Below are 26114 nucleotides of genomic sequence, written 5' to 3'. Positions count from 1 at the left end.
TTTTGATAAATTCATCTTATGGTTAAGTTAAGATAAATTGGTTTCTATCTAAAACTACCTTTATATAAAGTTTCAAGGATAGCTTTTCTATGCGCCAAAATATGCCAGTGACAAATCAAGAGAAAACATTTTCTAAAGATGAGAAGCTCATTACGACTACAGATTTGAAAGGAAAAATTCTTCACTGCAATGATGCATTTGTAAAAATTAGCGGCTTTGATAAAAGCGAGTTAATTGGCAGCCCTCATAACATCGTACGCCATCCTGATATGCCTAAAGAGGCGTTCCAAATTATGTGGGACACTTTAAAGCAAGGAAAAGCTTGGATGGGCTTGGTGAAAAATCGCTGTAAAAATGGCGACTTTTACTGGGTGGATGCTTACGTAACCCCTGTCACTGAAGGTGGAAAAGTTATTGGTTATGAATCTGTTAGGACCGTGCCTAATAGAGAAGACGTAGCACGAGCAGGAAAAATCTATCAACGAATCAATAGTGGTAAAAATGTTCTGCCAAGAACCTTTATGTCATGGAAGCTAGTGTTGCCTTTGGTTGGTATCGTTCTGGCTGTTGCTGCAGGCAGTGTTAACATTATGTACGGTGCAGGCGTTCTGACTGTGGCAAGTTTATTGGCGAATGCCTTGTTTTTTCTGAACCATTCTAAATTACAGGCGACTTTAAAGCAGCGATTATCAACTGCTTTTCTTCATCCTCTAGCTGGCATAACTTATTCAGATACCTCCTTAGATATTGCTACCTTAGATGTTGGTGTAAAGAGTCTTTTATCAAGAATGGATGCAGTATTGACTCGTTTTGAAGATGAGTCTTTAAAAGTCTCCGAACAATCTAAAATTGGCCTTGGGCTTACAATCGAAACGACTAAAGGGATGGTAAGTCAGCAGCATGAAACCCAAGATGTTGCTGCCGCTATGCAGCAAATGACGACAACCATTAATGATGTTGCTCAACATGTACAAATGACTGCGGATAGCGCTAAATCTTCTTCTGAAGCCGCAAAAAGTGGGCAAAAAACTGTTGAAGAAACACGTCAGTCGATTCGCCAATTAAGTGAAACAGTGAATGATATCGGTGCTACGGTACAGGAACTGGCAGATCGCTCTGAACAAATTGCACAAGTTGCGCAGATGATAGATCAAATTGCCGAGCAAACGAACCTGTTGGCATTAAATGCAGCGATTGAAGCTGCGCGTGCAGGCGAGCATGGTCGAGGTTTTGCTGTAGTGGCAGATGAGGTGCGTCAACTGGCTCAAAGAACACAGGGTTCCACAAAGGATATTCACCACATTATAGAAACGCTTCGCAGTGGCGCTAAAAACTCGGTATCGATTGCCAATCAAGGTAAGCAAGATGCAGCACAAGGTTTAGAAAAAATCATAGCGATGGAAAGCGCCTTTGTTAGCATTGTTGAGGCCGTGTCGAAAATATCTGATATGGCAATACAGATGTCGGCTGCAGTCGAAGAGCAAGCACATGTATCTGAGGATATTAATCGTCAAGTCGTGCGAATTTCAGATTTGTCTGTTGAGAGCTCTGAGAAATCAAATCAATCAAGCGATAGTATTAGAGCTTTGCAAGATGTAGCGAATAATATGCATGAATTGGTGGTGCGTTTTAAATAACGCTTTACTTTGGATGGCTGTTACATTTTAACGATTAGCTCTATTTATGAATAATAAAAAACGCTGTTATGAAAATAACAGCGTTTTTTTATGTCTATATATTTTGCGAATGAGGTTGCTAAGGCAGAGGTAGTGGTTTTAATTGATTACTAGCATTACTCAGATTAATCATCATTAGCTCTTGGCTTGCTTTGGTATCGCCCATGGCTTTTAGTAAGCGACTCAGCTCTGCAAGCGCTTCGTTTTGTGTATCAAGAGAAAGCGCTTGTTCGTAGTAGTCTCTTGCCTTACCCCACAGCATCATTGATTGGCTCAAGCGGCCACAGACAAGATATAAGTTTGCACTTGCTGGCTCTTTTTTAAGCCAGTTTTCACAATGGGTTAATAGCTTTTTAGTGTTGTCTTGTTTTATGTTGCCATATTCATAAACCAACTCTTCAGACCATCTGTTATTTAAGCTATTGCGAATAAAGCTTTCAGCTTTTGCATCGTCTCCGAAATGAATGAGGGTGTGAGCATATAGTTGTCTCATCCTGTCATCTTGAGACAGAGTGTCTAATTTATTCCACAGGTTTTCTACTTCAGCAACCAGCTCTTTTTTGTTTTGTCCAAGCTTATTGCGAAACTTTATCTTATCAAGTAGAGCTAAAAATGCATTTCGTTCTAGCTCAAGCATATTATCATCATCGAATATGCCATCTTTTTTGAGTATTGGGGTTAGGGTGAGCAAGGCATCCCAGTCTTTTAGCTGCTTGTAAACCGTGACTAGCATTTTTAATACTTGTTTGTGCTTTGGTTTCAACTTTTGTAGACGCAAAAGCGAGGCGAGAGCGCCTTCGTAGTGTTCTTGCTTTATTTGGATTTGGCTTTGAGCAAAGCCAATAGCAAATTCTGCTTCTGGTGTTGATTTATGGGCGGAGCGTAATAATGCTTTTGAGCGTTCATGTTCATCTTGTTCGCTGGCGGCATAAGCGGCACCGATATAATTGATCAGTGGGTAAGGGACTTTTTCGGCGCTGTTGGTTAGTAATTTCTCTGCTTTGTTCCAATTGCCACCAACGAGTTCCAACATGCCTCGAATAGTATTTCGTGAGGCTCTTTTTTGCGCCAAATTGCCAGTGACTTTTGCTAGAGAGTTGCTGGGCCTTAGAGCTATAAACAGAATTCGTTTTACCCAGCTAAGTACAAATAGCGCGATAACCATGGCTACAACTAAGACCCATAAACTGGTTTCAACGGTAACGCCATTGTAAGCCACGAGTACATAGCCGCTGTCTTGACGCATCAGTAGCCCTAATACACCACCCACTGCCATCATGATGACAAGTAGGAAAAGGAGTTTTCTCATGCTTTATCTCCTAGGTCGGTTTGAGGTGCGGTAGTGCTTTCGCTTTTTTTCTCACTCTCTATTTGAGATTGCTCAACATTGTCGGAGGTATTTGGTTTGATTGAGCTGCGGTCATTCCATTCCTTCATTAATGATTTCATCGCCATTAATGATTCTCTAGGGAGTGGTAGGTCTGGTGATGGATTCAGCTGTTGTAATACGGTTAGACTGGCCAAGAATGTCGTAACAATATTTGATTGAGTTTCAAAATGCTCTGTTGTTGCGTTTGCAACACGAGACAGCGCTTGTTGGTAAATCATTGGCTCGCCTTTGATTAAGGCTACCTGAGCAATTTCCAGTTGTAGTTGTATACCAGTAATGAGCTCTTGGTATTCTGCTGGTGGCAGCAACGCTTTTATTGGTTTGTGATTGTAATTTATGACCACTAGTGAACGTATGGATTTCCAAAAGCTTTCTAGAACTGAGGTTATTTTGCTGGTTGTAGAGTCTTCAGCTTCTTTTGTTTTCTCTGTGGTATTTGCTTGCCACTCTTTGGATGGTTCTCGTTGAGGCAGAGTTTGAACATTATCATACAAAGCGTTTAGCTTGAGGTAAGCGCCTTCTAAATCAAATTGGCTGATGGACTTTAACGCTTGGATGTCTTTTGCCAAGGCTTTACGTGTTGCAAATACGATAGGGTCTTCGAGTTCATTAAGAATATCATCAGCATTGATGAGTAATGTGGCAGCGCCGCTATTGTCAGACTCAAGTAATAAACGTTGATTAGCAAGACGAATTAAATACTCAGCCTCAGCTAACTTCCAATCTTCTTTAGTGGTGTTGTTGAGTCGATTAAGCCTTGATTCAAGTGATAGTAGCTTTTCGTCCTGTTGAGCTTGCTGGACCGCGAGTTCATTTTTTTGCAATAGGATTGTTTGCTCTGACGTTTTAACTTGTTCAATTAGTTGATTAAACTGAGATTTATTCAGCGTATTGGCGTTTAACTTATTATCGAAATTAGTTTGTTGAGTTGTTAATTGCTGAATGTCTTTGTGAAGTGTGCTTTGAGTACTTTGGAAATATAACCAACCACTTGTTGCTAGGGCGACAGCTGATAGGCCAAGAGAAAGTGAGACAAGTAGATTGATTGCTGGTTGTGGTGTGTTTTTTTCTTTAGCTTTTTCAAGCAGATCTGGCTGCTTCTTTTGGCTTTTAGTTTCAGCTTCAGGCGTTGTCTCAATAGCGGCGTTTGGATGTTGCTCTTGCTTGTTATTCTCAGTCATTCTATTTTCCTGTGTGAAATTCTGTCGCTTTGATCAAGCTATTATCGTCAGCGCCATTTGCGCACGAGGCATTTATCCAACCCATTTCTTTTGCTTGCTGATTGACCCTAATACTAGGTGTGAGTATAGGCAGCGTTTTCCATTCTGGTTTATGCAGCGACACGTATTCTGAAAGATTGAGTAAACTTTCTCCACTTGTTACCCATATTAAATTGATATCGGGCAGCATGAAGAAAGTTTGAGCATAATAGATCGGTTTTTTTCTATCGTAGAGCGAAAGATAGCTGACTTTTGCGCCTCTCTCCTTCAGCTTATTGGCAAGTTCTGGGCGTCCACCTTCGCCACGAACAATCAATACTTTCTGATCTTTCATTCTGGCAGGCTTTAACCATTCAAGTAAGGCTTCAGTAGTATGTCCAGGATTCGATAGAGCTGGAACGCCTTCATTTAATAATGTTTGTGTCGTACCTTGGCCTATGCCGATCCAATGAACATTAATTGGTAGCATTGGCCAGCATTCATCTAGCCAATCGCACGCGAGACGAGCGGCATTTTTACTAACAAATATAACGTAATCAAACGTATCGATATCAAAAATTTGTGCCCGAATAATAGCTTTTTTGTTTATATCTTCTACAGGTGTAATTTCCAGCATTGGAAGAGGTACTGCTACCCAGCCGTAAGCGCGAACGCGTTCACGGCTAAGCGAATTTTCAGGCTCGGGGCGGGTTATTAGGATACGACAGTCTTGCACTAATATTTTGCCTATTCTATTTTGCTTTCTAGTTGAACTTCTTAATTACTATTTTCTTCATTGTATAAGGCATCAAGTATGATGTCTGCGCCGCGAGCAAGTAAGTCGTCGGCCAATTGAACTCCAAGGGATTTTGCATCGTCTTTATGACCACGAATTTCGCCTTCAATCATAGTTTTGCCATCAGGACTACCGACCAAGCCTCTTAACCAAATAGAGTCGCCTGTTAATATCGCGAAACAAGCAATAGGGGCTTGGCACCCCCCATTAAGGCGCTCATTCACTGCGCGTTCTGCAGTAACTCGAATGGCCGTTTCTTCATGTTGCAATGGCGCTAATAAATTAATGGTTTGAACATCATCAGATCGGCATTCTATTCCCATAGCACCTTGTCCGCCTGCTGGTAAGCTCGTTTCAGCAGGAATTCTTTGTCGAATTCGGTCAAGCATTTCTAGGCGAACTAAGCCAGCCGTCGCCAAAATAATGGCATCGTATTCACCGTCATCCATTTTTCTGAGGCGCGTATTCACGTTGCCGCGAAGGTCTTTGATTATCAGGTCGGGGCGTTTCATGCGTAACTGGCAAGAGCGGCGTAAGCTGGATGTACCTACGACTGCACCGCTTGGTAGCTGATCAAGTGATTCCACTTTATTAGAAACAAAGGCATCGCTAGGGTCTTCGCGCTCACAAATTACGGCGAGACCTAATCCTTCAGGAAAGGCCATTGGTACATCTTTCATGGAATGCACAGCAATATCGGCTCGACCTTCTGTAAGTGCGTTTTCTAGTTCTTTAACAAAAAGACCTTTGCCGCCAATTTTAGAAAGAGGTGAATCTAAAATTTGATCGCCTTTTGTTGTCATGCCAAGTAATTCAACTTTCATGTCAGGGTAGAGGCTTTCTAGTTGCGCTTTGACGTTATTGGCTTGCCAAAGGGCTAACTGACTTTCTCTGGTTGCGATCACAATCTTATCTTTCACTTCATCTCCTAATGACTTGTAGATGGACAAATATCTTTCACTTTTCTTCATCAATGATACTCGTTAAGAAGGAGTCCGTCATCTTTCAATGCTTTATAAGTCGAGGCGCTTAATGTACTCTTGGCAGCTGTTTGAATTTGTGTGGGAACCAACCGAATGACTGATACTAATAAAACCACGAACCAGCAATGGGGTGGTCGTTTTTCTGAGCCTGTTGATGCGTTTGTTGCGCGTTTTACTGCTTCTGTTGAGTTTGATCAACGTATGGCAAAACAGGATATTCAAGGGTCAATTGCACATGGCAAAATGCTTGCCAGTGTTGGCGTTTTGACTGAAGAAGAGCGAGATCAGATTATTCAGGGGCTGACTGAAATCGAAGACGAAATTGCTCGCGGTGAGTTTGAGTGGTCGATTGAGTTAGAAGATGTTCACATGAATATTGAAGCTCGTTTGACGCAAAAAATCGGCATAACAGGTAAAAAATTGCACACTGGCCGTTCTCGTAATGACCAGGTAGCTACAGACATTCGTCTTTATATGCGTGACGAAGTGGATTTCTTGTTAGAGGAGGTTACTCGTTTACAACAAGGCATTTTGAGCTTAGCTGAAAAAGAAGCGAACACCATTATGCCTGGCTTCACGCATTTGCAAACGGCTCAGCCAGTGACCTTTGGTCATCATTTGATGGCTTGGTATGAAATGATGCAGCGTGATTACGAGCGTCTAGTTGATTGCCGTAAACGTATTAATATTTTACCGCTTGGCGCAGCTGCGCTTGCGGGAACAACTTACCCAATCGATCGTCATATGACGGCAGAGTTGCTAGGTTTTGAACGCCCAACTTACAACTCTTTGGATTCAGTAAGTGACCGAGATTTTGCCATCGAATTTACGGCAACGGCGTCTATTATCATGATGCACATGTCCCGCTGGGCTGAAGAAATGGTGATGTGGGTATCTGCTCAGTTTAACTTCATTTATTTGCCAGACCGCTTTTGTACCGGCTCGTCCATTATGCCGCAGAAGAAAAATCCAGATGTGCCAGAATTGGTTCGTGGTAAAACAGGTCGTGTTTATGGGCATTTGATGGGCCTGTTAACCCTGATGAAGTCACAATGCTTGGCTTACAACAAAGACAACCAAGAAGATAAAGAGCCATTGTTTGATACGGTTGATACTCTAAAAGGCTCATTACGTGCATTTGCCGATATGATTCCTGCAATTGAGTCTCGTAAAGAACATATGTACGAAGCTGCTCGTCGTGGTTTTTCTACTGCTACCGATTTAGCTGACTACTTGGTACGTCATGGCGTTGCATTCCGTGATGCTCACGAAGTAGTGGGTAAAGCTGTGGGTTACGGTGTGAAAACCGGAAAGGATTTATCTGAAATGACATTGGAAGAACTTCAATCTTTCGGTAGCATGATCGAAGCCGACGTCTTTGATGTTTTGACTCTTGAAGGTTCTGTAGCAGCTCGTAACCACATTGGTGGAACGGCACCTGCTCAAGTATTAATAGCAGTCGAACGCGCTAAAGCAGACCTTTCTGCAAGATAAGTTTGTTTAGTTAGACTGACTGGAACTATTTAAAACGGCTACCTTTGAGTAGCCGTTTTTGTTTAGGTGACTTTTTAGGAAGACAGTTATTTTGCTGCTTGATCTAAATTGAATGGTGAGTCTGGCCCTAATAACTCATTTGTGATGATGCTGGGGGAAATATTCAACTCAAAGTGAAATAACTTGGATTTTACCCCACAACCATCAAATACAATGGCCCAACCTTCATTGCTGCCTTCTTTCGGTAGTCGCCAGCAGACACCTTTGATATTGACGTAGCGTGTACCATCTGCGTCTTTGGTGATTGGGTAGTCGACTTCTTTTGTTAAGCCTTTCAAATAGTCTTTTTGTGCTTTCTTCGACTCTGTAATTTTATCTCTCAATTCTTCAGAGAAAACACCAGTTAGTGCTTCATCCTTTATATCTGGCGACAAAGATACTTTTGATAAATCAAGTAGTTCTGGTTTGTCGGAGCTTAACTGAGCCGTATTAATATTTGGATTCAGTGCATTATCTTGTAAAGGCGTTTCTGATAACACCTGCTCATTGTCTATGTTGTTTATTACTTCTTGAGGATCAAATCCATTATTTCTTTCACTTAGTTCTTTGCCTGTAGGTTTTTCAGACACAATGCTGGCTGGTGGCTCAGTTGGTGTTATTGAGTCTGTTTCTTCTATTTGTTCCGCTTGCTCAGTTTTTGCAGGTAGTGTTTCTTCTGTGGCTAGCGTTGTTTCAGCTTGCTGAGCATCCACTGGTTTAGTTTCTTCGCTCTGGTTAAATACTTCCGCTTCAGTTGGCTCATTATTTGGTGTTTTTTGTGTTGCCGGTAATAAAAACAATTCAAAAGTGGAGGGTTGAGTGTCTACATCAAACCAATGTTGGCTGTCTGATACTTCGATTATGAGTATGTGTATTGCGATGGCACAGACAAGTGCAGCCATCCATGGGGCAATCTTGTTTTTCATTAAGCTTCTTGTTTTTTGTGTTTTGTTGAAGTTAGCGATGTTTGAGTCCAACTTAAGTCAGTGTCTTTATAGCTTGAGGTAAATATAGCAAATTCAAGGCAAAGCGCATGCCTATTCTGTCTAAAGAATACTGTCCAAAGAATATCTATGTAATTAGCTCGCTGGGGTTGGGAAACGAACTGGCTGCAAGGTATACTGTCTCAATCAAAAATAGAAGAGATAAGATGATGTTTAAGTTGCTTTCAGTGTGTGTGTTGGCTGTTTTCCTTACAGCTTGCGGAAATAAAGGTGCGCTTTATTTACCGAGTGACACGGCTGAAACGCAGCAAGAATCGTCTTTATAGCTGAGGATTCCCTTTTGGACTTTTTTAATTATTCGAATCAGACTCTGCACGCAGAGGATGTTGCCTTGTCAGATGTTGCAAATCAGTATGGTACGCCTTGTTACGTATACTCTCGTGCCACTCTTGAACGTCACTATAAAGCTTACGCGGATGCATTCGCATCACACCCAACCTTGATCTGCTATGCGGTAAAGGCCTGTTCTAATATTGCGATTTTGAATGTCTTAGCTCGCTTGGGATCAGGCTTCGATATTGTTTCTGTTGGTGAGCTTGAGCGTGTTTTAAAAGCGGGTGGCGAGCCTTCAAAAGTTATGTTCTCCGGTTTAGGTAAACAAGCTGTGGAAATGCGTCGTGCGTTAGAAGTCGGTATTCATTGCTTTAACGTCGAATCTGAAGCAGAACTATACCGATTGGATCAAGTTGCTGGCGAAATGGGCAAAGTGGCGCCTGTATCTTTACGCGTCAATCCTGATGTCGATGCTAAAACTCATCCTTATATTTCAACGGGTTTGAAAGAAAACAAGTTTGGCATCGATATTAAAGACGCGGTTCGTATCTACAAAATTGCTCATGAATTACCTAACTTAAATGTTATGGGCGTAGATTGCCACATCGGCTCACAATTGACAGAACTAAAACCTTTCTTAGATACATTCGATCGTCTTATTGGTTTGGTAGATGAACTAGCTGAAGTCGGCATTACAATTAAACACCTTGATCTGGGTGGCGGGTTGGGTGTTCGTTATCGTGACGAAGTACCACCAGAGCCTGCTGATTACGCTAAGCTACTGCTTGAGAAAGTAAAAGGTAGAAATTTCGAACTGGCTTTTGAGCCAGGTCGTTCTATCGCAGCGAACGCTGGTATCTTATTAACACAAGTTGAGTTTTTGAAATGCAATCCGCATAAAAACTTCGCCATCATTGACGGTGCGATGAATGACCTTATCCGCCCATCTTTATACGGCGCGTGGATGAACATTGTTCCTGTCTCTTTGTTGCCAACGCCAGAGGGCAAGCGCAACTACGATCTTGTCGGTCCTATTTGTGAGACCGGCGACTTTTTGGGTAAGGATCGTGAGTTAGATATTCAGGCCGGTGATCTTTTGGCGGTTCGCTCTGCGGGAGCTTATGGCTTCACAATGTCATCAAATTACAATAGCCGTAATCGTGCTGCGGAAGTTATGGTCGATGGCGATAAAACCTATTTGATTCGTGCTCGTGAAACGATTGAACATCAGTTAGCTGGTGAGCAAATCTTGCCAGACTAAGGAGTTCGTCGTGTTATTAAAATTTACCAAAATGCATGGTCTAGGAAATGATTTTGTTGTAGTCGATGCGGTGTCTCGTAAGGTGTTTTTTAATAAACAGCAAATCGAGAGGTTGAGTGATCGTAACTGGGGGATTGGCTTTGATCAGCTTTTAGTGGTTGAGCCACCCACTGATCCAGATATGGATTTCCGTTATCGTATCTATAATTCAGATGGCAGTGAAGTTGAGCATTGTGGAAATGGTGCTCGTTGTTTTGCTAAATTTGTTTTAGATCGAGAGTTAACAAATAAGCGCATTATCAATGTTGAAACAAAGCGCGGTGCGATCCAATTACGTGTGCTAGACGGTGGTTTAGTTACGGTAGATATGGGAGCACCAAGTTTTGAACCGCAGGATTTGCCGTTTACAGCAGAACCTTGTGACACTCTTTACAGCATAATAGCTGATGGTACTGAATATTTAATGACACCAGTGTCTGTTGGTAATCCCCATGCAGTGATCAAAGTTGATCAACTAATGGATGATGAGGTTGCTAAGGTTGGTGCGTTGATTGAGTGTCATGAGCGCTTTCCTAGAAAGGTGAATGTTGGCTTTATGCAGGTTATTAATCCTGATGAAATCAATTTACGTGTTTATGAGCGTGGCGTTGGTGAAACTCAGGCTTGCGGAACTGGTGCTTGTGCGGCGGTTGTTGCTGGAATCAAACAGGGATGGTTATCACCTAAAGTGACAGCCCATTTGCGCGGCGGAGATTTACATATTGAATGGCAGGGTGAAGGCTCGCCTATTCTTATGACAGGTCCCGCTGAGAAAGTATTCGAAGGTCAAATTTACCTATAGAGGGATTATGAGCGAAGAAGAAGTGATTCAATATTTGTCAAAAACACCGGATTTTTTTATTCGGCATGCTGATTTGTTGGAGAGTCTGACACTTCCTCATCCAGTTAATGGGAAAGTAGTTTCGTTACTTGAATATCAGGTGAATTTGTTACGCAAGTCGACGGCTGATTATCGTGCTCAGTTTGAGCGTCTAGTCGAAGTGGCTCGTGAAAATGAGTCTACTATGCAAAAAAGTCGTCGTTTAGTATTAGCAGGTCTTACCTGTAGCTCCTTAGACGACCTAGCAGTTATTGTCGACGATATGGTGAGAGACGATTTTGAAGTGTCTCATCATGAATTGGTTTTATACGGCGAGTTTCCGGATAGTGCTGTTAGGTCTCATAAGCTGGTGGAAGACGATGTGTTTTTGTCTCATGCTGCTGGGTTTACGGACTGTTTTTGTGGAATGTTGCCAGCAAATGAAATGAGCTTTCTTTTCCTTGATGATGCTACATCTATTCGTTCTGTTGCTGTTTTACCGCTTCTTTCACGAGAAGGCGGAGAGATTAGAAAATGTGGCGTTCTGGTATTAGGGGCAGAAAGTAAATCGGCTTTTGAAAAGGAAAAAGGCGCCTTGTTTCTTCAGTACCTCGCTGATTTATTGAGTGCGATTCTATTGAGGCTGTTGCCGTGAGCATTCTTATTACCTTTGACCTTGATAATACTTTATGGGATGTCGCTCCGGTCATTATGCGAGCGGAATATGCCATGGAGTCTTGGTTTGAAGAGCGCTTTCCAGGTTTCTCTCTGCAATATTCGCTTCTCGCCCGAGAGGAGTTAAAAGGTCAAGTCTTATCTAAGAATCCAGAGATGGCTTTTAATCTAACCGCGATTCGTCTGGCTGTATACAAGCTTGCGCTAAAGCAATTTGGGTTGCCTTCTGAAGAAGCTGAATCCGTTGCTGGTGCTGCGCTGGCGCACTTTTGTGAGTGGCGCCAAAAGGTTGATCTTTACCCTCATGTAGTGGATGTCTTAGAGGCTTTGAGCCAGGACTATGCTTTGGCTGTTATCACCAACGGTAATGCTGATGTATTTCATCCTTATGTCGGTTTAGGACAGTATTTTGATTTTGCTGTACGAGCAGACCAAGTTGGTGTTGCAAAGCCTGCTGTTGATGTATTTTCAATGGCAGCAAAAAAAGCTGGTGTAGACTTATCTGAGCTTATTCATATTGGTGATCACCCTATGGATGATGTCTTTGGTGCGTCAAATGCTGGAGCAAAAAGTATTTGGTTTAATCGTCATGGTGCCCAGCGTTGGGGGGATGATTGGGGCGCTCGCTCTCATGCAGAAATACATTCCTTACTTGAATTGCCAACAGTCATTCGATCTTTAATGTTATAGCATTTTTCTATCGCTTTAATTAAAGAGAACTCGTTTTTACCCCAATCATTTAGTGATACACTAGCTACATTCATTAGTTAAATATAGAATTTTGAGGAATTATTATGAGTGAGAACACAATTCAAATCACTGATGCTCAATTTGCAGAAGAAGTGCTTAATTCAGACATCCCTGTGATTGTAGATTTTTGGGCTCCATGGTGTGGTCCTTGTAAAATGATTGCGCCAGTTTTGGAAGACGTTGCTGCTGAATACGCAGGCAAAGTAAAAGTTGTTAAACTTAACGTTGACGAAAACCAAGAAACAGCACCTAAGTACAATGTACGTGGTATTCCTACTTTGCTTATCGTTAAAGGTGGTGAAGTGGTAGCGACTAAAGTGGGTGCAGTGTCTAAATCTCAATTGGTAGACTTTGTAAACAGCGCTATCTAATTGCTAATAGGGCCGTTGTCCTAGTTAGATCGTTATTGCGTTATAAAAAAGCAGCCTGATGGCTGCTTTTTTTGTTTTTACTATCCTGTCCTATAATCAAACTACAACAAAGTGGGTCTGTTTTTCTCCCTATATTTGTTGCCGCTTTTTGCCGTTCTTATTTTAATTTTAATTAAGTGTATGAAAAATAAGGTTATTATTTATTGGCACTATAATTGCTTTATGTTGCTTGTATAGATGAATAATATTTTTCTTTGAGGATCCAATGGCTATTTCTTTTGCAAGTGCATTTGCTGGACATGATAAGACGCTTGAGTTTCGTAGCGCGAGAGCGGCTGTGCTTGCAAACAATATTGCCAATGCTGATACGCCAAATTATAAGGCGAGAGATATTTCGTTCGATTCGCTTTTAAATAATGAAAGTAAAAAATTACAGCTTGCTGGGACAAACTCACGTCATATTTCTGCGGAAGGTTTTTCTGGTGAGTCTGAAGGTTTGTTGTACCGAAATCCTAACCAGCCATCTTTGGATGGTAATACGGTTGATATGCAAAGAGAGCAGGCTGAGTACGCTCAAAACTCATTACAGTTTGATACGAGTTTTATGTTCTTGGATCGAAAAATTAACGGCATGAAAAAAGCGCTTACTGGGAATTAATGACGATGTCTTTGAGTAATATTTTTACCATTTCTGGATCTGCAATGAGTGCTCAAACCATACGTTTGAATACGATTGCAAGCAACATGGCAAACGTAGACAGTGCTGCAAGTTCGGCTGATCAAACTTATCGTGCCCGTAAGCCCGTATTTTCACAAATGATGAATGACAGCATGCGTGAATATGGTTGGAACAATGCGAACAAAGATGATACCGGTGCTGGTGTTGGGGTAAAAGTAGATGGCATTGTGGAATCGGACGCACCTTTACAGCCTAGATACGAACCAGATCACCCAATGGCAAATGAAGATGGTTACGTGTTTTATCCGAACGTAAACCCGATGGAAGAGATGGCAGATATGATGTCAGCGTCTCGTTCTTTTCAGACAAACGTAGAAATTATGAACTCAGCCAAAAGTATGATGCAGAAAATGCTCACGCTTGGGCAGTCATAGGAGCTGACAGATGGCAAATATATCTGACTCGAAAGGTCTTAATGGGTTGATTTCCCAATATGGGACTGAAGCGGCTAAGACAAAAGCTGGTATTGAAAAGCCAGAGGTGCAGAAAGATGAAGCGGCACTTGCTGACCAAAATGTCTTTTTGAAGCTTTATATAGAGCAGCTTAAAGGGCAGGATCCGACCGCGCCGCAAGACACAAACGACATGGTGGCGCAGATGTCTCAATTTAGTTCGTTAGAACGACTGACTAGTATCTCTGATCAATTAGAGAATATGGCCACTTCGCTTACGTCTAATCAAGCACTTAGTGCCTCTACCTTAGTGGGTAAGTCTATCTTAATGGATGGGAATAAAGCGAAAGTTACCGATGGTTTAGAGGCAGTTCAGTTGAGAACGGTAATACCAGAGAATTCTAAGGCTGCAACATTAAAAATATACGATGCGGATAACCGCCTTGTTCGTACTGCTGCGCTGAACACGGGTGAGTACAAGTGGGACAAGTTAGATGATGACGGAAATGTTTTGCCGCCTGGTGAATATCGTTTTGCCGCGTCATCAACCAATGAGCAAGGCGAAATATCAGCGATGAGTACTCAGCTTCCAACACGTATTCAAGGCGTCACCATTAATGGTGAAAATGGCACGGTTTTAAATGTGGAAAACCACGGCAAAATCAAACTTACGAACGAATTAGAAATATTAGGGTGATTGGAGAGCATTATGGGATTCAATACTGCATTATCTGGCATTAAAGCCTCTGCCGATTATTTAAGTGTTACAGGTAATAATATTGCCAACGCCGATACTACGGGCTTTAAAAAGTCACGTATTGAGTTTGATGATCTCTATAATACCAGTGTGCTTGGTGCCGGAAGCGGTAACAGTATTGGTTCTGGTGTAAGTGTGAGTAAGGTTTCTCAAGAATTTTCAGCAGGTAATATATCTTATACAGATAACAACCTAGATCTTGCCGTTGATGGCAGTGGCTTTTTTGTTCTTGATTCTGGTATTGCTCAATCCTACACCCGTGCTGGTAATTTTAAGCTGGATGAAAATGGTTTTCTAGTAACGAATACGGGGAGTAATGTTTTAGGTTTTAACGCTGTAGACGGTGTTGTTGGTGGTAATTTAGAAGATCTAAAGGTTCCAACTGATCGGATTCCACCAGAGCCAACCACAACAATGGGCTTGAAAGTGAACTTGGATTCAAAGAATGAAGACATACCTGCCTTTATTAAAGCGGATTTTGACCCATTGAATCCAGATACTTATAACTTCACCCAAACTCAAGGTGTCGCAGACGGCAATGGTAAAACACACATTGTTACTTACTATTATTCAAAAAGTGAGTTGCCTAATACTTATAAAGTAAATGCCACAGTTGATGGAAACCTGACTGATGATACTGGTGCTGCGTTCTTGGGTGAAACTTTCGCTACTTTTAACTCTGCGGAAGGTGGTACTGATTATAACGGCGATGGTACAGAAGAGCAGCCGTTTGAGCTTCTGTATCTTGGTGCAACTGAGCCTGGTGAAGCAGATATCGCTACTGGAACGAAAACGCCTTTAGCTATCGCTGGAACATTGGGTGGTGTTGCCATAGCCTCTGCTCTTACTCCAGCTGAGATGCGAGAGCCTAGTGCTGTTGCTCGAGAAGTTTTTGATCCGCTGAGTCCTGAAACTTACAACTACGGTAATACAAGAACCGTCTTTGATTCTTTGGGTGAGACTCACACGCTGGGGTATTATTTTATTAAACAAGGTGAAAATAATACCTACGAACTACGCGTTACTTTGGATGGTGAGGAAAGCTATACAGATCCTTTGACAGGTGAAGATACGCGGTATTTAGAAAAAAATACTACAGTCTCTTTTGATGCTGCTGGTAATTTGTTGGGGTCTTACCGTGGACTTCCTCCTTTTGGTGTTGCGCAACCAATTACGTTAGAGATTTCGGGGATAGATCCAACTAATCGAGGTCAAATTACACCATTGGACTTAACCGGTTCGACGCAGTTTGCTTTAAATAATACAGATAATTTTGATCAGAACGGTTTTTCTGCTGGCGAGTTGCAAGGCGTATCGTTTGATAGTGATGGTTTCTTAATGGCCAATTATACAAACCAACAAACGGCAACTCTTGGCCAGATTGCCTTGGCAACATTTGACAGTACGGACGGACTTATGCCGTCAGGACATACTTCTTGGCTGGCAAGTAAGGGTTCTGGTCCTGCTGACATTGGTCGTCCGAATACAGGAACATTTGGAAAAATTCAAGGGGGCGCGTTAGAAGAGTCTAACGTTGATCTTACGTCTGAATTGGTTGCGCTTATTGAGGCGCAGCGTAATTACCAAGCGAACAGTAAAACGTTAGAAACAGAAAATACTGTCACACAGACGATAATTAACCTCCGCTAATTTTCTGGAGAGAGAAGATTTGATGCCGGAACAGCCTCGCTGTTTCGGCTTTTTTTTTGCTTTTTTTATTGTTTTTATAAGTTGGTACGTTTTTTGATAGTAGCTACCTTAGTTATGTAAATTCTTCTGGGAGAATTGTAGTGGATAAGGCCTTATATTTAGCAATGAGTGGTGGTGTACAAACCATGAATGCTCAAACAATACACGCTAACAATCTGGCGAACGTGAGTACGACTGGCTTTCGTTCTGATTTTGAACAAGCTCGCTCTATGCAGGTATATGGTGACTATCATCCTAGTCGTGTCTATGCGATGACAGAGAATCCAGCCACACGTTACACCCAAGGTGACATGATACAGACTGGTAGGAATTTGGACGTTGCGGTTGCCGGAGAGGGTTTTATTGCTGTTTATGATGAAAGTGGGCAAGAGGCTTACACTCGAGCTGGCGACTTCCAAATTAATGCCGCAGGGCAATTAGTAACAGGACGAGGTTTGCCAGTTGCTGGTGTAGATGGTCCTATATTTTTGCCACCTGCAGATAGTATCAACATTACTGCCGATGGTTCTATTTCTATTGTTCCTCAAGGTGGCGCAAACAACGAAGTTGCGGTGCTTAATCAGATTAAATTGGTTAATCCTGATAAACAAAATTTACGCAAAGAAGAAGATGGTTTGATTCATTCGCGCGATGGTCAGACTTATGAGGTTGATCCTAATGTACAGCTAGTAAGTGGTTTCATCGAAGGCAGCAATGTTAATGCGGTTGAAGAGATGACGCATATTATGAACTTAGCGCGCCGCTTCGAAATGAACGTGAAGATGATGGATTCAATTAGAAACAATGCAGACTCTTCCGCTCGTATACTACAGCGTACGTCTTAATAGCTATCGATCTGCAAGTGCGTAACAAATAACGTAAAGAATATAACGGAATTAAATAAGAGGCTTTTATGAATTCAGCATTATGGGTCAGTAAAACCGGTTTGAGTGCGATGGATAAGCAGTTAAACGTAGTAGCCAACAACTTGGCAAACGTTTCGACAACTGCATTTAAGAAAGATAGAGCTGTATTTGAAGATCTGATGTACAAAACCGTACGTGCACCGGGTGGTTTGAGTGCTCAGAATGCTGAACTCCCATCAGGTTTGCAGTTAGGTACTGGTGTAAAAGTTGGAGCAACGCAAAAAGACTTCTCCAATGGTGACTATAATATGACGGATAGGCAGCTTGATATTGCTATCCAAGGCAAAGGCTTTTTACAAGTATTGCAACCTGATGGCACTATCGCTTATACACGTGATGGTAGTCTTCAATTAAATAGTCAGGGACAGCTTGCGACATCGGGCGGCTTGGTGGTTGAACCCGGGATTCAAATTGATCCTGATGTGATTGAAATCATGATTGCAGAAGATGGTGTTGTGTCTGTGCGTAAAAATGGCGATGCTGATGCTCAGCAGGTTGGTGCTCTCAATATTGCTGGTTTTATAAACCCAACTGGGTTAAGTGCTTCAGGGCAGAATATCTTTACTGAGACGAATGCTAGTGGTCCGCCATTAGTTGGTGTACCTGGAACTGACTCATTAGGTACTATAGCTCAGGGAATGCTTGAGGCTTCCAACGTTAATTCTATTGAAGAACTTGTCAATATGATCACGACGCAGCGGGCCTATGAAATGAACTCAAAAGTCATAGCATCTGCCGATGGTATGATGAGCTTTGCAATACAGCAGTTATAGTAACGTGTGGAATATGATGAAGATTAAATTTGCGTTCTTGGTTTTGTTAAGTGCTTGTTTGTCTGGTTGTCTCTCTTGGGATGTTAACGAACAAGCGGTTGCCAATGCAGCAGCGGCTGGAGCTGCGGCGGCTGCAACGGATGCGGTTATTGACGCAGTTGCTGGTGATAATAGTGAAACACCAGCAGAGCCTTCATCAGATGTTCCGCGTAAAGGTTTTGTACCAGATCCTAATGATCCATTAAATGGACCTAATATTAGTCAATCCATTCAGTCGGATGATCCTTATTATGCGCCAGTGTACCCGAATGGTATGAATCCTTCGCAAGCACCAACTGGTGGTATTTACCAGACCAGTATGGGGGATGTATTTTTCGGAGATCAGAAAGCCAGTAAAGTGGGTGATATCTTAACCATTAATTTGAATGAAACGACGACGTCAACGAAAGCTAATGCTGCAACCGTTTCTAAGTCCTCTTCGGCAACGATTGAAAATCCGACAGTATTAGGTCAAGAGTTAAAAGTAGATACAACGCTCCCTCAGCAAGGAACTGATTTTTCAGGAAATGCATCGGCGAATCAAAATAATAGTTTAAGTGGAACGATTTCAGTGACTGTCTATAGAGCCTATCCAAATGGCTTGTTGGCAGTGCGTGGAGAGAAATGGCTACGTTTAAATCAAGGGGACGAATACATTCGTTTCTCTGGGGTGGTGCGTAAACAAGATATCTCTCCAAACAATACAGTAGAATCTGAACGTGTTGCGGATGCGAGAATTACGTATTCTGGAACCGGAGATGTTGCCGCAGGAAGTGAGCAAGGTTGGGTGAGTCGTTTACTTAACTCTAGTGATATGCCTTATTAATTTAATGATCTAACAACTGAGAGGTTTGCTCCTTTCAATAGGTGATGTGATGAAGCACATAGCACTAATTGTCTTATATTTTTTATCTTTTTCTGTTCAGGCCGAACGTCTGAAGGACATTGCTAGTGTTCAGGGTGTCCGAGAAAACCAATTGTTTGGTTATGGCTTGGTGATTGGTCTTAATGGAACGGGTGATAGTACAGCTTTTACCAATCAGAGCTTTGCTAGTATGCTGTCTCGTTTTGGTGTGACCTTGCCAGAAGGTGTGAATGCTACGTCTAAAAATGTTGCAGCGGTCTCTTTAACGGCTACTTTGCCTGCTTTCTCTAAACCAGGTCAAAAAATTGATGTGACAGTTTCATCTATTGGCAACGCGAGTGCGTTACGTGGTGGGACGCTACTTTTATCCACATTAAAAGGTGCTGATGGCGCGGTTTACGCGATTGCTCAAGGCAATTTAGTTGTTGGTGGTTTGGGTGCCAATGGGGCTGATGGGTCGCGAACCACAAGCAATGTCCCTACAGTTGGTCGTATACCCAATGGCGCAAGTGTAGAGCGTATCGTTCCCAGTAGTTTTAATACGGGTGACACCTTGACGTTTAACCTTAATCGCCCAGACTTTACTACAGCAAAACAAGTCACTGATAAAATTAATAATCTTTTAGGACCAGGTGTGGCGACGACACTAGACGCTACATCGATTAGAGTGTCTGCACCAAGAGATTCGAGTCAGCGGGTTACCTATTTGTCAATTCTGGAAAATCTAGATGTTGAAGTGGCTGAAGAGCGTGCGCGCATCGTGGTTAACTCTCGTACTGGAACCATTATTATTGGTCAGCACGTTAAAGTATCTCCAGCTGCGATTACGCATGGTAGCTTGACGGTGACTATCAAAGAAGTGCCGCCGGTTGTCGGAAAAGACGGCACGGTCACTGGTGGACAGACTATTGTGTCACCACGAGAAGGTATTGAAATAGCGCCAAATAGCGGTCATATGTTTGTGTTTGATCCAGGTGCTTCGCTTAATGACATTGTTCGTGCAGTCAATCAAGTCGGTGCTGCACCAGGTGATGTTATGGCGATCTTGGAAGGCTTAAAGCAAGCCGGTGCGATTAACGCTGATTTAGTGGTGATATAGGCTTGGTTATGAACTCAGTACCGCCAAAGCAAGATTTTTTTGCTGATTTTTCTACGCTAACCGATTTAAAGACCAAGGCGCAAAAAGATCCTGATGCTGCGTTAAAAGACGTTGCTCAGCAGTTTGAGTCTATCTTTATTAATATGCTGTTAAAAAACATGCGTAGTACGAATGAAGCGATTGGTAGCGGCCTGTTTTCCAGCGCTCAAACCAAGCAATATCAAGAGATGATGGATTCACAGATGTCTCAGAGTATGGCTCAGTCTGGTGGTATAGGACTATCCGAAGCTTTGATTCGTCAGTACCAAACTCAACAGCAAGGTCGGAGTAGTTCGCCTGAAGCGAAAGAACGAGGAGATACTGATTTTTTGAATCAGGTCGCCAAACAAGACTTGGTTCGAATTCAAGCTTTGGCCCACCGTGCTTCTACTGAATTTATACAATCAGTTCAGCACGAGGTGGAGCAAAAATCTCTAAATGTTTCCTCTACTGGGTCTTCTTCCGCACCCTCAGCACTTTCTGTGGTGTTCGGGTCGCCTGATGAGTTTGTTGAAAACCTATGGCCACATGCTCAGCAGGCCGCCGAGAAACTTGGTGTAAATCCCAAAGCAATATTGGCTCAAGCAGCATTAGAGACGGGGTGGGGGAAATATCCGATTGCTAAAGAAGACGGCGCAGCGAGTTTTAATCTATTCGGTATAAAAGCGGATAATCGTTGGCAAGGCGACAGGGCGGTTGTAAATACCTTAGAGTTTCGTGATGGTGTGGCCAAGCGTGAAAAAGCAGCGTTTCGTGCTTATGATTCTTTTTCGCAAAGCTTTGATGATTATGCGATTTTTTTATCTTCTAGTGAGCGGTATAAAGATGCCTTGCGGGCTGGGGATGACGCGTCAATGTTTGCCGCTTCTTTGCAAAAAGGCGGCTACGCAACGGATCCAAAGTACTCCGAAAAAATCGACAACATCCTTTCAAGTAAGTGGTTTCAAGGTTTGTAATAATAAAACCACTCAATTCTCAGCTTTGGTAAAGTTCTTGCATTAATAGCCGATAGAGCTAAAGAAGAGTTCAAGGTTATTTTGAAAAACGTACTAGGGGTGTGAGCTATGGGCTCAAATTTATATTCAATTGGTTTGTCTGGACTACTGTCTAGTAATGCCCGTATTAATACGACTGGGCAAAATACAGCCAATGTGGATACAGAGGGCTATAGTCGTCAAAGAACAGATACCACTAGTTCACCTGTTGGCGGCGTTGTGCTTCGTGATACCTCACGCCTTGTTGATAATTTTGTTAGCGCTCAAGTGCGTTCTGATACCTCTGATTTTTCATATCACGATACCTACCACTCTCTACTAACTGCATCTGATAGCCTTCTTGCAGAAGACAGCGTTTCTCTTACTGGTTATCTGGATAAGGCATTTAGCGCGTTGCAGGCAGCAAATAATGATCCTACCTCGCCTTCATTAAGGCAGCTTGCTCATTCAAGTTTAAATAACCTTGTTGATCAGTATAAAACGCTTTCACGTATGGTGACTGATCAGGAAAACCTAGTTGATCAGCAGTTGTCTACATCTCTGACAGATGTAAACGCGATTACAACAAAAATTTCTGATTTAAATAGCAAAATACTAAGAGAAGAAGGTTTGTCTGTTTCGCCTGCGAATGAATTGCGAGATCAGCAAGAGTTGTTAGCGAAAGACCTTTCTAAATATTTAGACATCGATGCCCAATTTAATGATAAAGGGTTAATGACGATTCAACTGGCTAATGGTCAGCCTTTGGTAATGGACCAAACTCCCACTGAATTAAAAGTAATTCCTAATTCGTTAAATCCAAAGAAAATTGATTTGGTTGTGAGCTTTGGAAATTACAATGTTGCTCTGAAAACCGAAAGGTTAGGCGGTAGCGTTGGCGGATTGGTGGATTTTCGATCCGAATTTAGTGAGTATTCGGGTCGTACTTTGGGCCAGCATGCTATTTCCATATCAGACGCTATGAACACCCAGAATGCTAAAGGGCTTGATGCGAATGGAAACTTTGGTAAAGATCTCTTTGCATTGGGGGCAATTAGTATTTACTCCAGTCCGGATAATACTAATAAACTATCTGATATTTCTGTCAGAGTCTCGGCAGGAGAAGCGTCTAAAATTACCACTGATACCTATGAACTTACTAGAACTGATGATGATAGATTTGCTATCACAAAATACGATTTAAACGGTAAGTCTGTTGGTCAATCTACTATCTTTGACCCATCAATTATGACACCTGATAGCAATGGCTATTACAAAGTCGCAGACTTGGGTTTAGATATTCGAGTCGGTGATTTTAATACGATTGATCATGATGACGTTTTTCGTTTTACCCCTACAGCGGGTGCTGCCGCAGGTTTAAGCTTACAGGCTAAAAATGGTGATGCTCTTGCACTTAGTGCGCCAGTGGGAGTATCGACGAACTCAGACAACTTATCGGATGCGAGAATATCTTTGTCTTTAGTGACGAATACTCGACCAGACTCATCGGCATTTGCATCAGATGGTTCTCTTTATCCGAGTGCGCCACATAAAATTTATTTTACATCACCTAGTTCGTATGTTGTTCGAGATGCTTCTGGTGTTGATATTGCAGCAGTGGACAACGTGCTTCAGTACACTAATTTGTTGGAGCAAGCTGGATTGGCAGGAGAGGCTGGGTTTGATGTGTCTGTTTCGTCTATGCCGCAACAAGGTGATGAGTTTTCTATTAGCACTGATGAAATGGGGCCATCCGATAACTTTAATGGATTGGCATTAATTGATTTGCAAAATCAGTCATTGGTGGAAGGTAAAGCAAGTTTAACCAAAGCATTCGCAGGTTTTATTTCCTATGTCGGAACGAAAACAGCAGAGGCGGCAGGTCATGCAGAATCTAGTGAAGTGATTATGAACGACAGTGTCAATCGTCGTGACAGATTGTCGGCGGTGAGCCTTGATGAGGAGGCGGTGAATCTTATGAAATATCAACAATCTTATTCTGCTTCCGCTCAAGTTGTCACAGCCGCTCGTACGACGTTTGAAACTTTGCTAGGGATTATGAGGTAAGTTTATGCGAGTGACGAATAATTTAATTTATGGTCAGTCGAGCAGAGCGATTGGTCAAGCAAATGAAAAAATTCTGAACGCCCAAGAGAAGATTTCGGCGCAAACTGACATTGTTAGACCGAGTGATAATCCCGTTGGCGCCAGTCAAATATTGATGTACGAAGGTAGTAATAATCGCCTGAAGCTCTTTGACGAATCTATGAAGATGGCTACAAGTCATCTTGAGTATCAAGAAGTGGCATTAGAAAGTTTGAATGATTCTATGGATGATATCCGTACACTCTTCATTCAAGCGCAAAATGATATTAACACCCAAGAAGATATTGATGCGATCGTCCAAGAAGTTGCTTTGATAACAGAATCTATGGCCGAGTTGATGAACTCAAAAAGTGCCGATGGAAACTATATTTTTGCGGGAACAGATACCCAAGGGCCACCGTTTATCTTAGACAGCCAAGGTCGTTATCAGTGGGCCGGCAATGAAGGGCAAAAGTACGCTCAAATTTCAGAAGATATGAAGATTCCTGTGTCAGACTCTGGGAAAAAACTCTTTCAAGATATTTGGACAAATCGAACTTTTTCAGCGCAAGCTTTGACTGGCGATGTAATGCTTTCTGCCAAAGTAGGAAACCAAGGCGATTTTAATCAGTTTATGGCGAATAACTATGATCCTGAAAATCCGTCTTCTAATATTTTTCGCCTAACAACTACTCCAATTATTGCTGCTGGTGCAACACCGCCGCCAGTTGACTCGACTAATCTTGGCTCAGATACTAAAGCAGATCAGGATAGGCGCAGAGCTTTTGATGGTACGCCAGGTTCATACAGTATCACCAATAATTTAGGTGAAGAGGTGTCTTCAGGCTTGTATACAGCTGGTAAGCCAATTAATTTTGGCGGTATGTCATTTCTTATGAAAGGCGAGCCTGGAGCAACGGCTGATGTTACCTTAGAGAAGCCAAGGCGTGACAATGTTTTGAATGAAATTAATGATACTTTGGCGGTGTTAAGTGATCGTAATTCGTCATCTGAAGATCGAGAGCGTGCTTTTTCTGATGCCAATGCCAGCATTAATAATGCTCAACGTAAAGTAAGTGAAGGTCGTTCATCGGTTGGTGCGCGTTTGAATATCCTTCGTGATAGAGAGAGTTTTAGTTCTGCAAACCAATTATCTAATGCCGTTAGTCAAGACCGCATTGCTGGATTGGATATTGCTGCCGCTGCGACAGAATTGTCTATGAAAGAATCTGCACTCAGCGCTTCACAAAAGGTGTTTACTCGCATGAGTAATCTTTCTCTGTTTAATAAGATGTAAGCTCTAGGATATAAGGTAAAAGATGTCAGTATTTAAAATGGAGTCCTGTTTTGGGGCTGATATCAATGTTGGGTATTTTGATATGCATGAAATACTCGGTATCTTAGAAATTAAAGATAAGGTTGTTGGGAGTAAGCGTGTTCAAAGCCTTATAAAGCTCCATGGTAGAAAAGATAGAATTGTCGGTGTCGCTATGCGCCAACTGACATTTGATTTATTACGTCCCACATTGGATTCTGAATTCCTTCCTTATGATCCGTATTTTTCTGACGGTAAATTATTAAACAGCCGACGCGAGCGTCTTTATGATGCGCAAGAGCGATTTCTTATTTTGTGCATGTCTATTGCCAGCGGTCGATCTGTCAGAAGTCTTAAGAAGCTTAATCCGGATCTAAACACAAAAGAGTTACGTGGTAAGCATGCCCGAAGTCAAAGTCTTTTTCGCTACTTTAGACAAGAACTAAACGAGCAGACAAGAGAATATATCCTTAGTTACAAAGCTCGAATGGATAAAAGTGGTGAATTAATTAAAGAAGCTGCTACTGATGTCTCAAATTCGACCGTGGAAGTTGAGCAACAAACGCCAAAATCTGCGGCCCTTAAAAAAACGCCAGTAGAAAGTAAATTCATTCCTACTTCATTTGATGATGAAACGGCCACAGCGCTTAAAATATTTCAGGATGGGTATTCTTTACTGTCTACTCAGGTGGAGCGCTTTAAGCGTGGTGACCAGCTAGAAATGCTGGAGCTTATGAAGTTTTGCCGTCGACTTATTGAGTCGCATACTCGTAATAATTTTTCGCTAATGGCAATACGTCATATAAAAGATGCTTCAATTTATTTAGAACAGCATGCTATGGGTATGGCTGTGCTTGGTATTCATTTTGCCAAAGCAATGAAATTATCGAGTGCTTATGTTGAGGTGATTACGCTTGGCGCTTTGTTGTTTGATTTGGGGCGCTTTCGTTTGCCAATAGCCATGGTAACAAAAACCACAAAAATGACGGATAGCGAGTTTGATTTATTTCGTAAACATATTCAGTTCGGAGAGCAGATATTACAGAAATGTGATGGTGTACCTAAGGCTGTTTATCAGATGTTATCTGATCATCATGAAAAAATTGATGGCTCTGGCTACCCTGCGGGTAAACAAGATCAAGAGATTTCAGTCTATGGGAAAATAGCAGCAATAATTGATGCGTATGATGCAATGACATCTGAGCAACCACATAAACCTTCTATGGGGCCAATTAAAGCATGTCAGCAGATGCGTAAAGAGTCGGGTCTAGCATTCGATAAACAACTGCTTGCGGTCTTCTTAAAAAGCATTGGCAGTATTCCTGTTGGCTCTTGTGTGTCTTTATCTAACGGGCGTATTGGGTTCGTTTTGACATTGAATAAATCGTTCCAGCCTTCTTTAATTCGTCAGGTTTATAGTGCTACAAATAAGGCGTTTGTTGAAGCTTCTGATATTGAGTTAAATAAATCAGCTAACTTAAGGACGGAGGTGAGAATAGAAAAAGAGGTCGATCCGCAAGTGTTTGGCTTGCAGTTTATTAATCATATCTCATAATCTTCACCGTTCACCGTTCACCGTTCACCGTTCACCGTTCACCGTTCACCGTTCACCGTTCACCGTTCACCGTTCACCGTTCACCGTTCACCGTTCA

The 26114-nt window shown here is 42.1% G+C and carries 25 protein-coding genes; 20 read left to right on the top strand and 5 right to left on the bottom strand.

The genetic code is table 11. The annotated features are described in order from the left end of the window. The first annotated feature begins 89 nt into the window (after positions 1-89). Positions 90-1637, top strand: a complete 1548-nt coding sequence (locus tag BUA59_RS21825) for a methyl-accepting chemotaxis protein (RefSeq protein WP_072842099.1) — start codon at positions 90-92, stop codon at positions 1635-1637. 118 nt (positions 1638-1755) lie between these two features. On the opposite strand, the gene BUA59_RS21820 is transcribed toward BUA59_RS21825, so the two are convergent. From BUA59_RS21820 to hemC, 4 genes are read right to left on the bottom strand one after another with little or no spacing between them, the layout of a single operon-like run. Next, positions 1756-2985 carry a heme biosynthesis HemY N-terminal domain-containing protein gene (locus tag BUA59_RS21820; RefSeq protein ID WP_072842097.1) on the bottom strand — a complete coding sequence of 410 codons (1230 nt, stop codon included), beginning with the start codon at positions 2983-2985 and terminating at the stop codon, positions 1756-1758. Continuing rightward, on the bottom strand, positions 2982-4247 hold the full coding sequence (locus tag BUA59_RS21815; RefSeq protein ID WP_072842095.1) for a uroporphyrinogen-III C-methyltransferase: 1266 nt from the start codon (positions 4245-4247) through the stop codon (positions 2982-2984). The genes BUA59_RS21820 and BUA59_RS21815 overlap by 4 nt, the downstream gene beginning before the upstream one ends. 1 nt (position 4248) lies before the next feature. Next, on the bottom strand, positions 4249-5001 hold the full coding sequence (locus BUA59_RS21810) for a uroporphyrinogen-III synthase (RefSeq protein ID WP_072842093.1): 753 nt from the start codon (positions 4999-5001) through the stop codon (positions 4249-4251). A 41-nt stretch (positions 5002-5042) separates the two neighbouring features. Then, the gene (gene hemC, locus BUA59_RS21805) at positions 5043-5981 is read right to left on the bottom strand and encodes a hydroxymethylbilane synthase (protein WP_139248945.1); all 939 of its coding nucleotides are present in this window, start codon (positions 5979-5981) and stop codon (positions 5043-5045) included. A 156-nt stretch (positions 5982-6137) separates the two neighbouring features. Here hemC and argH point away from each other — a divergent pair, with 156 nt between their 5' ends. Beyond that, complete coding sequence (argH, locus tag BUA59_RS21800; protein WP_072842089.1) at positions 6138-7538, top strand: argininosuccinate lyase; 1401 nt, start codon at positions 6138-6140, stop codon at positions 7536-7538. A gap of 86 nt (positions 7539-7624) precedes the next feature. Here the strand turns inward: argH and BUA59_RS21795 are convergent, their stop codons facing one another. Continuing rightward, positions 7625-8503, bottom strand: coding sequence for a hypothetical protein (locus BUA59_RS21795; RefSeq protein ID WP_072842087.1), 879 nt, complete (start codon positions 8501-8503; stop codon positions 7625-7627). 224 nt (positions 8504-8727) lie between these two features. Between BUA59_RS21795 and lptM the strand changes: the two genes are divergently transcribed. The 18 genes from lptM to BUA59_RS21705 all read left to right on the top strand — a co-directional run bounded on the left by lptM (position 8728) and on the right by BUA59_RS21705 (position 26017). Further along, positions 8728-8847, top strand: coding sequence for an LPS translocon maturation chaperone LptM (lptM, locus tag BUA59_RS23720; RefSeq protein WP_198432149.1), 120 nt, complete (start codon positions 8728-8730; stop codon positions 8845-8847). A gap of 14 nt (positions 8848-8861) precedes the next feature. Continuing rightward, on the top strand, positions 8862-10115 hold the full coding sequence (lysA, locus tag BUA59_RS21785) for a diaminopimelate decarboxylase (RefSeq protein ID WP_072842083.1): 1254 nt from the start codon (positions 8862-8864) through the stop codon (positions 10113-10115). Positions 10116-10125: 10 nt separating this feature from the next. Next, entirely contained in the window at positions 10126-10956 is an 831-nt protein-coding gene (gene dapF, locus BUA59_RS21780) for a diaminopimelate epimerase (protein ID WP_072842082.1), read from the top strand. 7 nt (positions 10957-10963) lie between these two features. Then, a complete protein-coding gene (locus BUA59_RS21775) occupies positions 10964-11629 on the top strand; it encodes a DUF484 family protein (protein WP_072842080.1) in 666 nt (221 codons plus the stop codon). Then, positions 11626-12339: an HAD family hydrolase gene (locus tag BUA59_RS21770; RefSeq protein ID WP_072842078.1), complete on the top strand. Its 714-nt coding sequence runs from the start codon at positions 11626-11628 to the stop codon at positions 12337-12339. The genes BUA59_RS21775 and BUA59_RS21770 overlap by 4 nt, the downstream gene beginning before the upstream one ends. 104 nt (positions 12340-12443) lie before the next feature. Further along, positions 12444-12770, top strand: a complete 327-nt coding sequence (trxA, locus tag BUA59_RS21765; protein ID WP_072842076.1) for a thioredoxin TrxA — start codon at positions 12444-12446, stop codon at positions 12768-12770. Positions 12771-13035: 265 nt separating this feature from the next. Further along, positions 13036-13428: a flagellar basal body rod protein FlgB gene (flgB, locus tag BUA59_RS21760; protein WP_072842074.1), complete on the top strand. Its 393-nt coding sequence runs from the start codon at positions 13036-13038 to the stop codon at positions 13426-13428. Between the two features lie 5 nt (positions 13429-13433). Beyond that, positions 13434-13883, top strand: coding sequence for a flagellar basal body rod protein FlgC (gene flgC / locus BUA59_RS21755; protein WP_048814395.1), 450 nt, complete (start codon positions 13434-13436; stop codon positions 13881-13883). Positions 13884-13893: 10 nt separating this feature from the next. Then, complete coding sequence (locus BUA59_RS21750) at positions 13894-14598, top strand: flagellar hook assembly protein FlgD (RefSeq protein WP_072842072.1); 705 nt, start codon at positions 13894-13896, stop codon at positions 14596-14598. Between the two features lie 12 nt (positions 14599-14610). Beyond that, complete coding sequence (locus tag BUA59_RS21745; protein ID WP_072842070.1) at positions 14611-16308, top strand: flagellar hook-basal body complex protein; 1698 nt, start codon at positions 14611-14613, stop codon at positions 16306-16308. A gap of 140 nt (positions 16309-16448) precedes the next feature. Next, positions 16449-17192, top strand: a complete 744-nt coding sequence (flgF, locus tag BUA59_RS21740) for a flagellar basal-body rod protein FlgF (protein ID WP_072842068.1) — start codon at positions 16449-16451, stop codon at positions 17190-17192. Positions 17193-17260: 68 nt separating this feature from the next. After that, a complete protein-coding gene (gene flgG, locus BUA59_RS21735) occupies positions 17261-18046 on the top strand; it encodes a flagellar basal-body rod protein FlgG (RefSeq protein ID WP_072842067.1) in 786 nt (261 codons plus the stop codon). A 13-nt stretch (positions 18047-18059) separates the two neighbouring features. Continuing rightward, a complete protein-coding gene (locus BUA59_RS21730) occupies positions 18060-18911 on the top strand; it encodes a flagellar basal body L-ring protein FlgH (protein WP_072842065.1) in 852 nt (283 codons plus the stop codon). A gap of 49 nt (positions 18912-18960) precedes the next feature. Then, the gene (locus BUA59_RS21725; protein WP_072842064.1) at positions 18961-20049 is read left to right on the top strand and encodes a flagellar basal body P-ring protein FlgI; all 1089 of its coding nucleotides are present in this window, start codon (positions 18961-18963) and stop codon (positions 20047-20049) included. Positions 20050-20057: 8 nt separating this feature from the next. Then, positions 20058-21044 (top strand): flagellar assembly peptidoglycan hydrolase FlgJ, encoded by a 987-nt coding sequence (flgJ, locus tag BUA59_RS21720; RefSeq protein WP_072842062.1) that lies wholly within the window; start codon positions 20058-20060, stop codon positions 21042-21044. A 108-nt stretch (positions 21045-21152) separates the two neighbouring features. After that, on the top strand, positions 21153-23129 hold the full coding sequence (gene flgK / locus BUA59_RS21715) for a flagellar hook-associated protein FlgK (RefSeq protein ID WP_072842060.1): 1977 nt from the start codon (positions 21153-21155) through the stop codon (positions 23127-23129). A gap of 4 nt (positions 23130-23133) precedes the next feature. Further along, positions 23134-24444 (top strand): flagellar hook-associated protein FlgL, encoded by a 1311-nt coding sequence (gene flgL, locus BUA59_RS21710; protein WP_072842058.1) that lies wholly within the window; start codon positions 23134-23136, stop codon positions 24442-24444. Positions 24445-24466: 22 nt separating this feature from the next. Then, the gene (locus tag BUA59_RS21705) at positions 24467-26017 is read left to right on the top strand and encodes an HD-GYP domain-containing protein (protein ID WP_072842056.1); all 1551 of its coding nucleotides are present in this window, start codon (positions 24467-24469) and stop codon (positions 26015-26017) included. Positions 26018-26114 lie beyond the last annotated feature (97 nt).

This window comes from Marinomonas polaris DSM 16579, assembly GCF_900129155.1.
GTDB lineage: Bacteria > Pseudomonadota > Gammaproteobacteria > Pseudomonadales > Marinomonadaceae > Marinomonas > Marinomonas polaris.
This window is presented reverse-complemented; position numbering and strand designations above follow the sequence as displayed.